Origin of the sequence: Shewanella sp. TB7-MNA-CIBAN-0143 (genome assembly GCF_040310065.1) — a bacterium.
In the GTDB taxonomy this organism is placed as follows: Bacteria; Pseudomonadota; Gammaproteobacteria; order Enterobacterales; family Shewanellaceae; genus Shewanella.
The window spans coordinates 107,172-123,548 of sequence record NZ_JBEOPL010000005.1; the positions used below are offsets into that span (position 1 = coordinate 107,172).

At 40.8% G+C, this 16,377-nt stretch carries 12 protein-coding genes; all 12 read left to right on the forward strand.

Annotated features, from left to right (window positions below):
• Window positions 1-102: 102 nt before the first annotated feature.
• The 12 genes from AAEY97_RS05875 (at window position 103) to AAEY97_RS05930 (ending at window position 16,366) form a co-directional block, all read left to right on the forward strand.
• On the forward strand, window positions 103-2,550 hold the full coding sequence (locus AAEY97_RS05875) for a PAS domain-containing hybrid sensor histidine kinase/response regulator (RefSeq protein WP_335691979.1): 2,448 nt from the start codon (window positions 103-105) through the stop codon (window positions 2,548-2,550).
• A 102-nt stretch (window positions 2,551-2,652) separates the two neighbouring features.
• Window positions 2,653-4,986, forward strand: coding sequence for an ATP-binding protein (locus tag AAEY97_RS05880; protein ID WP_350997235.1), 2,334 nt, complete (start codon window positions 2,653-2,655; stop codon window positions 4,984-4,986).
• 197 nt (window positions 4,987-5,183) lie between these two features.
• Complete coding sequence (locus AAEY97_RS05885; RefSeq protein WP_220487207.1) at window positions 5,184-5,993, forward strand: putative bifunctional diguanylate cyclase/phosphodiesterase; 810 nt, start codon at window positions 5,184-5,186, stop codon at window positions 5,991-5,993.
• A gap of 277 nt (window positions 5,994-6,270) precedes the next feature.
• Window positions 6,271-6,639, forward strand: coding sequence for an Hpt domain-containing protein (locus AAEY97_RS05890; RefSeq protein ID WP_350997239.1), 369 nt, complete (start codon window positions 6,271-6,273; stop codon window positions 6,637-6,639).
• A gap of 12 nt (window positions 6,640-6,651) precedes the next feature.
• Window positions 6,652-8,103 (forward strand): sigma-54-dependent transcriptional regulator, encoded by a 1,452-nt coding sequence (locus AAEY97_RS05895; RefSeq protein WP_350997242.1) that lies wholly within the window; start codon window positions 6,652-6,654, stop codon window positions 8,101-8,103.
• Between the two features lie 270 nt (window positions 8,104-8,373).
• Entirely contained in the window at window positions 8,374-10,326 is a 1,953-nt protein-coding gene (locus AAEY97_RS05900) for a secretin GspD/PilQ domain-containing protein (RefSeq protein WP_350997244.1), read from the forward strand.
• A 14-nt stretch (window positions 10,327-10,340) separates the two neighbouring features.
• Window positions 10,341-11,063, forward strand: a complete 723-nt coding sequence (locus AAEY97_RS05905; RefSeq protein ID WP_102037622.1) for a tetratricopeptide repeat protein — start codon at window positions 10,341-10,343, stop codon at window positions 11,061-11,063.
• A 1,007-nt stretch (window positions 11,064-12,070) separates the two neighbouring features.
• Window positions 12,071-12,463: a hypothetical protein gene (locus AAEY97_RS05910; RefSeq protein WP_101087119.1), complete on the forward strand. Its 393-nt coding sequence runs from the start codon at window positions 12,071-12,073 to the stop codon at window positions 12,461-12,463.
• Between the two features lie 85 nt (window positions 12,464-12,548).
• Window positions 12,549-13,310 (forward strand): CpaB family protein, encoded by a 762-nt coding sequence (locus tag AAEY97_RS05915; RefSeq protein ID WP_350997247.1) that lies wholly within the window; start codon window positions 12,549-12,551, stop codon window positions 13,308-13,310.
• A 38-nt stretch (window positions 13,311-13,348) separates the two neighbouring features.
• On the forward strand, window positions 13,349-14,692 hold the full coding sequence (locus AAEY97_RS05920) for a TadA family conjugal transfer-associated ATPase (protein ID WP_350997249.1): 1,344 nt from the start codon (window positions 13,349-13,351) through the stop codon (window positions 14,690-14,692).
• Window positions 14,679-15,545 (forward strand): type II secretion system F family protein, encoded by an 867-nt coding sequence (locus AAEY97_RS05925; RefSeq protein WP_350997252.1) that lies wholly within the window; start codon window positions 14,679-14,681, stop codon window positions 15,543-15,545. The genes AAEY97_RS05920 and AAEY97_RS05925 overlap by 14 nt, the downstream gene beginning before the upstream one ends.
• Window positions 15,542-16,366: a type II secretion system F family protein gene (locus AAEY97_RS05930; RefSeq protein WP_350997255.1), complete on the forward strand. Its 825-nt coding sequence runs from the start codon at window positions 15,542-15,544 to the stop codon at window positions 16,364-16,366. Before AAEY97_RS05925 ends, AAEY97_RS05930 begins: the two co-directional genes overlap by 4 nt.
• Window positions 16,367-16,377 lie beyond the last annotated feature (11 nt).

Consider the following 16,377-nt stretch of genomic DNA (forward strand, 5'->3'; position numbering starts at 1 on the left):
TAAGCCGTCTGTGCAGTCAGTTTATAGCGAAGATGTGTTGCCACCATATACCCAAGTAGTGTCATTCGAACGACTTAAGCTAACCAATAAAGGCGGCTAATCATGGCTGATGAATCCAGGGATGAGCAACAAGTTCAAATTCAATATGCACTTGTTGAAAAACTCTCTCATGCACAAAAACGTCAAACTAAATTACTCGAACTTTTAGATGAATGCATTTTTGAATGTAATGACCAACTTGAATTAACGTATACCAATCCCGCATGGAAAAAGCGATTAGGTTATGATCGTGAGTCGTTAGATAAAATGAATTTGTGTTCGTTAATCAGTTCGTCAACGCAACTGGCATTACTTGAAGTGTGTCTACATAAATTAGCCTACAGCCGTAACAATGTCCCAACCATTATTGAAGTTCAACTTAAGTTATTAAACGGTCAGCATCACTGGTTTGAATTAAAGTTAGTGCAAGACGGTGACGGTGGTTACATCGGTTCGCTGTTTGAAATTCAGCAACATAAAGATATACAAGCACAACTACTTCATCAACAAAACTATGTTAAGCGTTTATCGTTAGTGGCCAGCCATACCAAAAATTTAGTGGTGATAACCAATCGCGAGGGATTCATTGAGTGGGTGAATAAAAGTTTTGAAGAAAGCACCGGTTATATCTTAAAAAATATTATGGGTAAAAAACCGGGTCATTTATTGCAAGGTAAAGACAGCAATCCTCAAACAATAACCTTAATGTCAGAGGCGTTACGCCAAGGTAAAAGCTTTCAAACCGACATTATTAATTACAATTGTCATGGCGAACCTTATTGGGTCAACATTAATACCAGTCCGGTGGTTGATAGCACTGGCAACATAAGCCACTTTATTGCGGTACAAACCGACATTAGCGAAAATAGGGCAGCGTTAAAAGTTTTACAAGAAGCTAAATATCAAGCAGAGCAATTATCCGAAGCTAAAAGTCGTTTTATGGCCAATATAAGCCATGAAATTCGTACACCACTGAACGCAGTGATTGGTTCTGCTGATATCCTGCTCGAAAGCGGCTTAACCCGTGAGCAAACACGCTTTACAGACATGATAAGAACCAGTAGTGATGCATTATTGAGTATCTTAGATGATGTCCTGACCTATTCTCGTTTTGAAGCCGGTAAAATAAATATTGTTAATGAACCTTTTAAGCTTGATCGTTGCCTTGAAGAAGCGATTGATATCGTATCTGGCCCAGCTTTAGAAAAAGGCTTATCAGTTATCTTAAATATTATGCCAACAGTGCCGCTAGCTATCATTGGTGATAAAGCCCGTATCAGGCAAATATTAATTAATTTATTGGCCAATGCCGTTAAGTTTACCCCCCAAGGGGAGGTCGTTGTATCGGTTAATTACATGAATAATGATGACCAACTCACCTTACAGATAACCGTTCAAGATACGGGGATTGGTATTGAGGCGGATAAAATTGAACAGATGTTCGAAGCGTTTATGCAATCAGACACCTCATCAACTCGTGTTTATGGTGGTAGTGGCTTAGGGCTGGCAATTTGTCGTCAGATTTGTGAAGCGATGGGCGGTGATATTTGTGTTGAATCGACTCTCGGGGTAGGTAGTCGTTTTATTGTTGAAATTCCGCTGAAGCTTGAGCCTAAAATTTGTGATTCAACCGCCAAAATTATTAATAATAATAAATATTCACATTGTTGGGTTGTCGGTCAAAATAACAGCTTAAATCCAGCCGTTTACAATATGTTGCAGCATTACAGTCTCACTTATAGTGCGTTTAACAACCCGACTGATTTACCCCAACAGCTAGCAGATAATGTCGATATTATTGTGTTAACAGACCCAAATCAATTGCAGTCTTGTCGTGATTATTTGCAAGCCATCAATAACCTTAAATCAACCAAAGTGTGTTTTCTTTCAATAGACTTACTCGGCCAAGAGAGTAGTTTTGTGTATAACAATCAAAACGAAATTCAGCTTAATGGCCCATTTAAATTATCACATTTGAGTTGGGCATTAGAGTTATTAGATGATCCTTTGGTTAACCTAGAGTTAACTCATTCATGCGAGAGTGGGTTTCCAGCATCACTGGCACTGCAGTTTACTGATAAGCATGTATTAATCGTTGAAGATAACATCAACAATCAGGCAGTGTTAAGTCAATTACTGGTTCAAGTGGGTTGTGAGGTTCATTGTGCTGAAAATGGCCAAGCAGCATTGAACTACTTAGCTGAACACAAAACCGACTTAATCCTTATGGATATTCAAATGCCTGTTATGGATGGCATTACCGCGACAGAAAAAATTCGTTCTGGTCGAGAGATATTCAGTCAAACACCGATTATAGCCGTGACGGCTAATGCTATTCATGGTGATAAAAAGCGTTTTATTCAAGCAGGAATGAATGATTATCTAGCAAAACCCATCAATCGAGACAGCTTGTATGAGTTACTCCAACGCTATTTGAATTCAACCAATAGTGTTAAGCGGAGTAAGTTAGATAAACTCCAATATACCTTAGATCAATTAAATGGCTTATAACGGTTGTCTCAATGATTTGTGCATACAAATCAACTCTATATAGCGATAGCACTGATAGTAATATAGAGTGTTATTGATGTTTGATAATTCTAGGGACCTAATATGGATCAACCACAGCCGACAATTGATGAAGCAAACAGGCTTAAGGCATTACTTGAGTTGAATTTGCTGGATACGTTTCCAGAAGAGCAGTTTGATCACATGACTCGTTTTGTCCAAGCCTACTTCAATGTATCAATTTGTTTGGTCAGTTTGGTTGATAAAAATAGACAATGGTTCAAATCTAAACAAGGCTTAGAAGCTTGCGAAACAGGTAGAGCAGAGTCCTTTTGTGGCCATGCTATTCATTTCAGTGATGTATTTGTTGTTGAAGATACCTTAGAAGACCAACGCTTTGCTGATAACCCCTTAGTTTTAGATGGCCCTAAAATTCGTTTTTATGCAGGATTTCCTTTGCAAACTGCTGGTGGTCATCGTATTGGCACCTTGTGCATTATCGACACTAAGCCAAGACAATTTAATTATAGCGACAAACAGCATCTGCAAGATTTTGGTAAAGTAATTGAAAGCCTGATCCGTCAACGCAGTGCAGAAATAGCAACCGACAAGCAAAGCTCATTTACCCAAAGGTTAATCAGCTTACTCACGAAACCATCGCCGCTATGGACCCGCAGAGCCGTGGCTTTTTCAATCAGTTTGATTGTACTGGCATCGAGCCTGTTCCTTGCCGTACAAACAGACAATCAACATGTAATTTCGCAAGCTGATATTATTGAACATTTAACTCCGGATGAGTCAACTAACGACTCTTGGTGGCATTATACGCTATACATTTTTGTTGGTGGCTGCCTGGCCCTGCTGATGTATTTCTTGCTTCGATTACCGGCTAACTTACGTAAAATGTTACATATTTTATCAGTTAATCAAGTTAGGAATGAAAGACGTTTTCGTGATGCGATTGAAGCATTAGCTGATGGATTTATCATTTTTGATAATCAGCAAAAAGTGGCTGTGTATAATCAAAATTTTATTTCGCTTTATCCTGAACTGGCTGATATTGTTCAGGAAGGCATTAGTTATCAAGAATTACGAAAAAACTCCACAGTACGCAGTTTAGTTAAACAACCTGATTTTCTAGATGTAGATGACCTACGTAAGCAGCAACCTGAGCGGATTATTGAGTTCAATGACGGCCGTTGGATTAAAATGGTTGAACGACCAATGCGAGATGGCGGTATTGTTGGGTTCCATACCGATATAACTGAGTTGAAACGCAAAGAACTACAACTCATCGAAGCGCGCCAAAAAGCAGAAACGGCTAACGTAGTTAAATCAAAATTTTTAGCCAATGTCAGTCACGAAGTCAGAACCCCATTAAATGGTATTATTGGCCTTTTGGATGTGTTGGTTGACGATGAAGAGCTTAATTCGCAGCAACAATTTTATTTAACCACAATGCAAGATTCATCTAATAGCCTACTGCAAATATTGAACGACATTTTAGATGTCAGCAAAATGGAAGCCGGTAAGTTAACCTTAGTCTCTGAACCCTTTAATTTAACGACCACACTGCAATCTGCCTGCAGCTTAATGAATACAAATGCTGAGGCGAGTGGTTTATCGCTTAGTTTATCATTACCTGAACAAGAGTTAAGTTTGCTCGGTGACCCAGGCCGCATACGCCAATTAGTGCTTAATTTATTATCAAATTCGATCAAATTCACCAAAGTGGGAAGTATAAACTTAACCGCAACATACGATGTGGTCTCTGATACTCAAGTGAGCGTGACCATTACCATTACCGACTCCGGTATTGGTATTCCTGAAACGATGCTGAATCACATCTTAGAACCCTTCACTCAAGTCGATAATAGTGCAATAAAACACAGCTCAGGTACTGGGCTTGGCTTAGCAATCAGTAATAATTTAGTTAAGTTAATGCAAGGGACATTAACCATAAACAGCCAAGAACAAAGCGGTACCGAAATCATTATTGGTATACCGTTTACCCTAGCTAAACCGGTTGAATATAACTCAGCAACATTAATTAGCAATCTCAATCTTGGCGATAGAAATGTCAAAATATTGCTCGCCGATGATGACAAGACTAATCAACTAGTGATGCAAGCGATGTGCGATAAACTGCAATGTAATATTGATATTGTTAATGATGGAATAGAGGCCGTTGAAGCGGCCAAAAAACTAAAGTACGACGTTATTTTAATGGATATATATATGCCAAGAATGGATGGCATTACCGCGTCTACACTCATTCGTGCAGACTCTTTATGCAAAAAAACGCCCATCATTGCTTTTACCGCCAATGCTATGGAAGGGGATAAAAAACGCTTTATGGATGCCGGTATGGACGATTATGTTTCAAAACCGATTAACAAAGTTCACTTCTTACAAACCCTGTCTAAATTCCTACAGTAGTCATCTGTTTGCTTTGTAATTTGAGTTGCATTTTGCAAACAGAATGGCAAGTTGCTATCTAAAATAACTTAACTAATTTCATTGCAGTTATTGCTATATATATCAGTGATTTATCGATTGATTAATAATCGTTTTTTTGGCTCGACTCTTGCTTTCTATTAATTACCACATAAGTATTAATCGTTTTGGAGTCAGATATGTATCCCCAAAAACAAACTGTGATCAATGAAGATGCAAGTAACTCAAATTGGAATGACCTTACCGACGTTATAGAGGAGGCATTAAAACAACATTGTTTCAGCATGGTGTATCAACCGCTTATTTCAGTGCAAACAGGTCGGATTGTCGGCTTTGAATCATTGGTTCGATGTGACTCGCCAACGTTTGGGGTTATTTCGCCCAGTGACTTTATCCCTTGTGCTGAGCAAAGTGGACAAATCTTAGAGCTAGGGAGTTGGATATTTCAACAAGCATTGCTAGATTTAAAGCGCATGCGTAACCAGGGCATGCAAAACATTTGTTTATCGTTGAATGTATCCCCAGTTCAGTTGCTGCATACTAATGTATATGAACAACTCATGTCTCTTATTATCGAACTCCAAATCCCGCCGTCTGCCGTTAAATTAGAATTAACCGAAACCGCACTCATTCACGATCCCCAAACCATTTGTAAAGTGTTTAATGCCTTTAAACAAGAAGATGTACAAGTGTGGCTGGACGATTTTGGGACTGGGTTCGCCTCATTAAGTTTATTGCGAAAATTCAATATTGACGGCCTAAAAATAGATCGCAGCTTTGTCAGTGGCATTGCAGACAATAATGAGGATTTCACTTTATGCAGCGCCGTTATCGCCATGGCGCAACGACTTGGATTACATATTGTCGCAGAAGGCGTCGAGACAGAAAGCCAGCTGCAAATATTAAGTCAGCTTGGGTGCGATGTCGTCCAAGGTTACTTATTGGGTAAACCACAAACATTAGAAAAGAACCTTAGCCTATGGAGTTAACATATTTTGTTTATCGTTTATGATCAAACTATTTTTGTAGATACTGAAGCTGCATATTGATTTGCAAAATGCGAATCAATATGCGACTGTAAATTAAGTAGCCTTTGTTTATAATATGAGGTTAATTAATTCACTGAATAATAACGGTAAAATTGTTTCCTTTATCTTGGCGTAACTCTTGCGTTTACCCTATAAGACAAGCCAAAACGCGACTTTAATGCTTTTTGCTCATTATGCTTATAACGCAGTGGTTATATAAACCACCATGAGGTGAACAATGTTAGAACCCACAGCAATAACAGCATGCCCAATCATGCAGCGAAGTACCTTAGACAATTTATTGTCCGATTTAGGTTTTGAAACTTATCAACATTTGCTTAATTTATTTGAACAAGAATTAATTCAATTGCATTTAAATCTGCAAACGGCAGTAGAGCAACAACAATACCAAGAGATTAATAACGTGACGCACATCCTGAAGAACACTGCTGCATTATATGGAGCAGAACGTTTATCCAAAAGTGCTTGTCTGGTATATCAAATAGAAATTGGCCAAGCGTTTATCCCACAAACTCAGCAGTTAATAGCTATTTTAGTTGAAACACTCAGGGTATTTAACGTGCATATTCACTCGTTAGTCGAGTAGGGAAGGTCGGTAATGAATGAACACAATAAACCGCTCGTATATGTAGTTGAAGACAGCCTCTCTAGTGGAGCGTTATATTGCAGCCAATTGAAAAAGGCCGGTTTTGATACGCAACATTTTGTCGATGGTTATTCTGCACTCGTAGCGATTAAAGAAAAAATGCCTGCTGTATTAGTGCAAGATGTTTGTTTACCCGACATTAGTGGCTTAGAAGTATTGAAATACGTCAATAATCAAGACACCTCAGCCAAAGTGATTATCATCACTTCAAACAGTTCTATCGATGTTGCCGTTGATGCAATGCGCCTAGGTGGCTATGACTTTATTGAAAAACCGTTTACTTCAGAACGCCTAACCACATCAGTAGGTAATGCTGTTAAGCAACAACATCAAGACATAAAAACCATTACTGTAGAGCTAGAAGCAACCTCGCTCGAGCGAATGAACTTTATTGGTGAATCGTTATCAATGCACACCGTATTTCGCTTATTAGAAAGTGCTGCACGCAGTAAAGCCAGTGTGTTTGTAACCGGTGAAAGCGGTACAGGTAAAGAAGTGTGTGCTCTTGGTTTGCATCAGGCCAGTGCTCGCGAGCAAGGTCCATTTATTGCCATTAACTGTGCGGCTATTCCTGCAGAGCTATTTGAGTCAGAGTTTTTTGGTCATGTTAAAGGTGCATTCAGTGGCGCATTAACGGATCGTAAAGGTGCTGTCGAAGTCGCCAATGGTGGTACGCTATTTTTAGATGAAATTTGTGAAATGCAATTAAATTTGCAAGCAAAATTATTGCGTTTTTTACAAACGGGTACATTTTGCAAAGTGGGCAGTAACGATCTGCAACAAAGTGATGTCCGCATCGTTTGTGCAACGAACCGTAATCCGGCAGAAGAAGTCGGTGAAGGGCGTTTTCGTGAAGATCTGTACTATCGACTCAATGTTATCCCGGTTATGTTGCCGCCATTACGTGAGCGTGGCGATGATATTTTATTGCTAGCAAATCATATTTTGCAGTCTAAAACGGCTGAGAATAATAAACAATTTACTGACTTTAGTGCTGACGTTAAGCATACCTTTATGCAATACGATTGGCCTGGTAATATTCGTGAATTGCAAAATGTCATCGAAAATATCGTGGTGATCTATGATGGTCAGACTGTACAGCAGGGCATGTTACCAGATAATTTTGGTCATTCAATCGTCAGCCATACCAACAGCCATCCTACAAATAACCATGGTATTCAGCCGAATCAAACAACCACTAATATCACGGCCAGAACCTCGACCAATAGCGTTAATACCCAACAACCTTCACCACATAATATTGTTCAGCTTTGGATAGTAGAGAAAAATACCATTGAAGCAGCCATTGACCAATGTGACGGTAATATTCCACTAGCAGCAGCTTATTTAGGCATTAGCGCATCAACTATTTATCGAAAAATGAAAAGCTGGGCTGAGAGTTAATAGTCTTTTCTAAACCTTTAAAAGTTACCTTAATCGGTAACTTTTTTTTGCCATTTGAAAAGCTATTCAAATTGCTAGGCTCATCCCCCTAAGTGCGTCGCAAAATGCGAATCGATTTGAGAGTAATGTAAGTCAGAACATTTAATAACGATAAATAACTATCTAACCTACTGTTTTAAAATAACTAATATATTTTTAATTTTGTGGCCAGCTTCCTGCATTAATCATTGTACTGTCTTAAATGACGCGTTAAATGTTAAGGGGTGAACCATGAAACAATCTCTCTGTGTAACGTCAATCTGTTTGTTGCTAGTGAGCATGTCAGTATTTTCTGGCACTAAAGGGCTAGATTTTATTGAAACAGCAGATGGCCGCCAGTCCAGTATGATCCGAGAAATGGTCCAGTGGACTCATTCACGTTTGGTGTTTAAAAAAAGCATTTCACGCGTAGCCATTGGCCAAGATGCCATTATGCAAGTTGAAGTACTCGATAAAAATGAAGTACTGGCACTGGCAAAAAAAGTGGGCCGTACCAGCCTTATTGTTTGGTATACCGACGACACCTCTGAAACGTTTCTATTCAGTGTCACAGAAGACTTGAGTGTGTTAAGGCAAGCGCTCAGTGATATTCACCCTAAAATTCGCCTAACATTAGCACCTGATCGCGCAGCTCTGGTACTTAGGGGCCGAGTGCCAACGGTAAAATATAAATTAGCCGCTGAAACTGCCGCTCGTCATTACTTAGATGCAGGTAAAAACCGTATCAACGATAACAATAGTTTAGTCATGAAATCACCTACCGATTTTTTGGCCGACTTAAGTCCTAATATTCGTCTGCCGTCGCAACAACTGCGTCAGTCTAATCGGGGGAGTGTAGGCCACGCCACTATTATCAACTTAATTCAAGTTGATGTATTACCAATGAGCATGATTGAAAAAGTCAAAAAGGCCATTATTCAATTAGGTGGTGAATCAGTCACGGTGAGTCGTATTCAAAAAGGCGACATGCCTGATGATCAAGCCGACACCTTGTTACTAGGCGGTCAGGTTGAAACCCAAGTTGACCTCGTTAGAGTATTAAATTTAGCATCGCGCCTTTTCACTGGAGATCGTATTAATTCAATCACTGGAAAAATAGAAGCAGGCAGTAATGACATTACCGTTATCGCCAATGAGTCGGGTGGGTTAATCAGCTCAAGCCAACAGGTAAGCAGTAATTCGTCATCAAATAGAGGCGGTAATGCAAAATCTAGCAGTAACAATGTGAAGTCAAATATTGCCAGAGCCAAGTTGTTGTCTATGGCGAATGGTAGATTGTTGTCGACCATTGAAGTCCGTGATTTACCCCAGGTACGTGTAGCGATTCAAATGTACGAAGTGAATCGTCGTAGTTTAACCCAATGGCGTCCTGACTTTTCATTGATCACTCAAGGCTACAACAAAACCGACGGTAATTTCGGTTTAGATGGCGCAACCAATCAAGCACTGGGTTCAGGCCAAGTCGAAAATGCATTGCAGGTATTAGGTGGCGCACTGGTGAACAACTTCCAAGTGGGCGGCAGTGAGATTGCGTTTGATTTACTGTTTTCATTGTTAGAAAAAGACGGTATCTCACGCACATTATCTCGTCCGACGTTAACCGTCTTAGCAGGAGAAAAAGCCGTATTCCGAGCCGGTGGTGAAGTGCCAGTGCCAACGTCATTTTCACCCAATGGAATTAGTAGTGCCAATGGGGGTAATAGCCAAGGGGTATTTAGTGGCACCGAGTTTAAATCGTTTGGTATCCAGCTTGAAGTACGAGCAATGGTGGACGAAAACGACTTAATCACTTTAGATTTAAGTCCTAGTATTTCAACACCAGACACTTTGTTAACCCAACAAATATCGTCGAGCACAGGGTCATCATTAACCACTAGTGCATTCAATGTCAGAAACCTGACCACCAGTACGCGCTTACGTGATGGACAGCCATTAATCATCGGTGGATTAGTCAGCCGTGACATAAGCGATTCACGTGACTTTGTACCGGGTATTAACGATGTTCCGTTGCTGGGTAAGTTAACCGAGTCATCGTCTGACGCCGATACCGCCCGCGAGTTAATTATTATTGTGACGCCAACACTGGTAAGAGAGCCACGTCATGATGTTGCCTTATGGCAATTCCAAACATCAGCTGAAATGCTACAAAGCATGCAATTTCCATTAGCTGACTCGTCACTATAAAGAGGACATTAATTATGAAGACTTTAACTCATTTCCGCCTCAGTACCGTGATTGTGGTTGCCTTAGTCAGCAGTGCGTGTAGTACCAGCCAAACTAAGCGTGAATATCAACCAGATGATCAGTTAACGGCGATGTTAAAACAATACAATGTAAATCAAACCGATGGTGTTAATTGCCAAGGTTATCAGTCTGCTATTAGTGACTGTGAACGCTTGTCGAACGACCTAGGTGCATTATCAATGACCTATCCACAACACCAACAAATTGGTTTTACAGCCGCGATTGTTTACCATCAAATTGGTCGTGATGTTGATAGCCAAATGGTGCTAGATAGGTTGTTATCGCAACAACAACCAGTATCTGAAGTAGCCATTTTGCGCAGTAAACTGGCCATGCAAGAGGGTAATATCAACCTGGCAAGAACCGTATTACAACGACAAGTGCAGTTACAACCGGATCACCCAGAACTGCATGCAACATTAGCAGCAAGTTATTATTTAGAAGGTCGTTACGAAAAAGCCGAAGCCGTGATTGCTACCGCCGACCGATTAGGCGCTCCAGTATGGCGAACCAGTTACCACTTAGGACTAATTCACGAAGCACAATCAAATTGGTCGCAAGCGTGTCATTTTTACGCCGATACCCTGAGTTACCAGCCGGCACACCGACAAAGTTTGTCGAGACTGCTGTATTTAAGTGATCATCCCGAGTGTCGAGTCCAGTTAAGTAGTCTGTAATGTCATAACTCAGTCTGTAAAAGTCCCCAAATGGGGACTTTTTGCTTTAGGCCAATGCTCTAATCTGTAATACAGAGCTGACTAACGATTCGCTTAAGCCAAGACGTCGCCGTTGGTAACGATAAGCCAGTAAATATCGTATTAATTTGCTCTGTGTAAGAGTATTTATAAAAATTTTACTCAACAGCTCAACAGCTCAACAGCTCAACAGCTCAACAGCTCAACAGCTCAACAGCTCAACAGCTCAACAGCTCAACATTCATATACTCAGCAACTCAGTATCAGTTAAGTGATTACCGCGTTGAAATGAATTAGCACCTTAGCTGTTGCAGTAGGCTACAAAAAATCACATTCAGAGAATATGCCCAAGCCGATATCCCTGGCACCAAAAGCAACAGGGTAATAACGGATGACAGTGGCCTTAATCACTTATCACCTTGAGCCAAACATTTAGAAGTGCAGCAACACTAACCGCGAACCAATGGAGCAGCTAAAGCCGTCGACAATAGCCGCCAATAAGGGCCTCAGTTATCTAACAATATAATTACTAATGACAGGTAAATGTAGATCCGATTGATGATTCAGGCGTTAAGCATGGATACAAACGTACTGACAACCGTACTGATAACACTCACAGAACCAGTGTTCATGAGTCACGCTATTGAATTAATGGACTGCGCAAAAATTGGATTAACAGTAGATTTGCAACTTTTCGCATTTTGCCATTCACTCTGCAATTCATATCCATTTTCAATTCGATACTGTTGATAATCTCATTGTATGCAAAATCAATTTTAAAAACATAAGTACATGACAAATAACGATTTTAAATTTTATTTTATGAATATCCTATATTGGCATGTTGTTCGCAATTACTTATACAGAGGCAGTTTATAGCAGTATCTAGATTCCTCTTAATGTAACAGAGCAAGTTAATTCTCTACCCACTTTCACAGTACAACAGTTGATGGCTGTGAACATGATAGTTAATAAATGAGGTAAACATTATGAAATCTATTAAATCAATGATTAAAAACAATAAGAAGCAAGGCGGTTTTGTTATGACATCTGAGTTGATTTTATTATCAACTGTCATGGCAGCAGGCTTAGTAGTAGGACTTACTACAATGCGAGATTCGGTAACGGCTGAGTTAGAGGATGTTGCAGAAGCGATTGGCTCATTAGACCAAAGCTACGCATTTGACGGCATCATTAATGCTGAAAATACGGCCGAAATCAGTGGCTCAGGCTTTATCGATGCAGTCGATGTAAATGCAGGTGATGGTGCAACCTTCCAGTTTGTTGCAACCGACTTCGCAGAATCTGCTGTGTTGATTTCAAATTCACCTAGTGCAGGTGCTGCTTCGGCCTCTCAGGCTGACGGTAGTTTAGATAACTAATTTAATCTAAGTCTACGTCGGTTGTCTCACACAGAGGCAATCGGCGCCTAATCTTTAGATTAACAACATAACGCAGAGGTGCATCATGAAACGCAAATTCACAGGTAGTACGACAATAGCCATTGCACTATTCGTCACCTCCGGCGTATTGGCATCTGCACTGGGTATTCGTCAAGTAGATCGTTTATCTACAACCACTGCGGTAGTGTTAAGCCAAGATTTAAAAGCCGGTGACACTATTACTTCATCAGTATTAACAAGGAGAAAAACAGATAAAGATGATTCTGAACAAAGTGTACAAAATCCACAGCAGTTACTTGGCAAAGTACTTAATGTTGCCAAACGCAAAGGTGATGTGGTGTTTGCTAACGAACTCATTTTACCCACGGTTAAATCGTTATCGTATGCAGTACCAGAGGGCCGGGTGTTATTCACACTTTCACAATTACCTACAGGCCTGCCGTTTGCCAAGCTCAATCAAGGCGACCGATTCGATATTTTAGTCCGCGGACGTAAACGTGTCAGAACCGTTGCTCGCAACGTGCAATTAATCGGCGTACTCAAGCCGCCCAAAAAGACCAATAACAGCAAAGGGGCAATCGACAGTTTAAATGCCCAAAGTGCCAGCTCATCCAACGGCGCATTAGCGCTAGTCATGGCCGTTAGACCAGGAGATGTTTATCCACTTGCCAGCATTAGTGCCAGCGATATTGTGTCTATTGTATTACACAGCGCCTACGATATTGCCAACGGCACTCAGCCGTTATTGGGCATGGCCCAAACGCACAGAGACATCATTATTCACAGTGGTAATAGCCGCAAAACGGTCAGTATTGAACGTGAGTAATCCGCACAAATGGAAGTCACAATGCAGTGAGGTGAGATATGTTTAATTCCGAGCATAATATTTTTTCCCCAACAACATTGAACATCTCATCAATCCCCAATGATGAAATGCGTCGACTTAAGCAACTGCTCCATAACAGCTTAATTGATGATATGGACAACGACGACTCATTGCATTTAAAGCAACCCACTCAGCTTAAGCAGCAGCTTGAGCAACTAATCGATTTATTGCCAGGGCAACAACAACAGCCATTAAATACTGCAGATAAGGCACTCCTTATCCAGCAAGTTATTGAAGAACTACAAGGGCTTGGGCCGATTTCTGAATTAATGTTAGACCCAGCCGTTACCGACATTTTAATTAATGGTCCTTTTTCGATTTGGGTTGAGCGTCACGGAGCACTGCGCAAAACCACTCAAGCGTTCGATAACGACTCGCACCTAAGACGATTTCTTGAACGAATCGTGAGTGCACAAGGTCGCCAGTTAGATGCTAATAATCCTATGGTAGATGCAAGATTGGCCGACGGCAGTCGTTTACATGCGGTTATTCCACCGTTATGTACTATTGGAGCAGTAGTATCAATTCGCCGTTTTCATCATGAAACCATTAGTGCAGAGACATTAGTGTCTAGTGGGTTTATCAGCCAAGACATTCTAACCTTTTTAGAAAAAGCCGTTATCGCAGGCATAAACATTGTTATTGCTGGCAGTGCGGGCTCAGGTAAAACCAGCTTACTTAATGTGATTTCCGGCTTTATCCCTAACAGCGAGCGTGTTATCACCATTGAAGAAACGGGCGAGCTGCAACTACATCATCCGCATGTTATTCCACTGGAAAGTCGTGGAACAAACGGCGAGGGTAATGGCGAAGTGTCATTACGAGACTTAGTGAAAACGGCATTAAGAATGCGCGCTGACCGCATTATTGTTGGCGAAGTCAGAGGCGGTGAAGTATTTGATATGCTCCAAGCCATGAACTGTGGCCACGATGGAAGCTTAACCACTGTGCACGCCAATAATCCACAAGATGTGATTAATCGTCTGCGCTCATTGGCCCAAATGGAAGAAGCGGCAATATGCCGTGACACCATTGATCATATGATCAGCTCATCAATACAAGTCATTGTTCAAGTTAGACGTTTTAGAGACGGTAGTCGCCGAGTGGTGAGTGTATGTGAAGTGATACAAACCGCAGCTATAACGGAGGTAAAACCACTATTTGAGTTTCAACAACAACCGCAAACAGACCATAACCATATCGTAGGCCAACATGTTTGCAGTGCAACGCAATGCCAGTTAAGCGAACAAATTGCAGCCAAAGGTTTTGATGTTACCGAGCTTAACTTGCTATTTTCGGAGGTAGATTATGCCCTGGTATGAAGTGATTGTACTGGTAATTTTATTTGCTGTGATGCTTGTGTGTGCCAGGGTTTGGTGGTTTGCCGATGCCCAACCTAAGCCGCAAGAGCTCGAACCACAAACCAAGCTAACTAGCGGAATACGCCAAAAATTACGTTTATTAGACATTAACTTAGCGCCCATTAGTGTGTTGATTGGTATTTTAACCCTATCAATATGTGCCTATATGGCAATTCACACTGCGTTTCCTCAACATCAAAGCATCGCGGTGATCATGGCATTAGCCATATTAATCAGTAGTTATTTTGTATTAGATGACTTAGTCACATGGCGCATCAAACGGGTAGAAACTGAGCTGGTAGATGCAATGGATACTATGCATTCATCGCTACAAGCGGGGTTGTCACCATTACAAGCTATTTCAACCGCCGCCAGTTTAGCCAAAGGGCCATTAAAAGCAGAGCTGACAGAAATTGTCACGCGGTTGTCATCGGGTTATGACGCCAGCCAATCGGTTAATCGATTAGTCAATCGCTACAACACCGAAGGCACCCGATTATTTGCTCAAGCATTGGTAGCAAGGCATCAAACCGGCAGCGACTTTAATGCCATGTTACAAGCCGTGACTAAGCTTATGCGCCAACGTATTCAGCAGTATCACTTTATTAATAGCCAAATGTCAGGCACACGTTATGCGGCATTCTTTTGTGGGCTTATGCCTTATGCACTTATTCCATTGTTTGTGTCGCAGGAGCAGCATTGGTTTGCACCATTACTAGAGCACCCTAATGGCGCTAACTTCTTAAGCACTGCGTTGTTATTACAAATTATTGGCTTCTTTTGGTTACGTAAAGTATTAAAGGCCAACTTATGAATTCATCACTTTTTACCGATCTTATTCTAGGCGTGTTATTGGTTATAACTTGTTGGTTATTTTACTTATTCCATAACACCCGCGTCGACGACAAAGACATTACTTCTTTTGGTGATTTACTGCCATTAGACAACATATATCCTGCAAACCTGATTAGACAAGCGGGTTTATCGGTATTTCGTAATCGGTTGCTGTATTGGTCTATTAAACTCAGTTTAGCGATTACAGCCGTTATCATGGCACTTGAATTTATGCCGACAATACCGGTATGGCTTCACATTCTGATCAGTGTTATTGCCTTTTTCATGTTAGATGGCTGGTTACTGTTAAAACGCCAAATGAGAAAACAGCGCATCGATGCATCATTAGAATTTTTTATCAGTTTATTAGTGGTGTATTTACAATCAGGAACGCCTTTAAGCCAGGCATTTAGACTGTCGGCAAAATATGGCTTAACCAAAGAACACCCATTAGCAGATGAGTTATTACTGCTGTCTTTAGAATTAGAGTCTGGTCGTGATAGACAACGCGCTTTTGCGGATTTAGCCAAACGAACCGGGGTGCAAAATCTGAATAAATTGGCGGCTATTATTAACATTGGTTTGCAAATTGGCTCACCATTAATCAATTGTCTGCAATCACAACTCAGTGCAATACAACAGCAACGCCAGCAATTGGTGAACAGTAAAATTAATCGAAAGTCACTAGAGGTATTATTGCCGATGTTATTGGTGTGTTTTCCGATGTTTCTGGTGTTGGTTTTTTTCCCCGCCGCAATTCAGTTTATGGATTTGCTGAGCGTTTTAGCCGATTCATTATAAGAGGCCGCCAC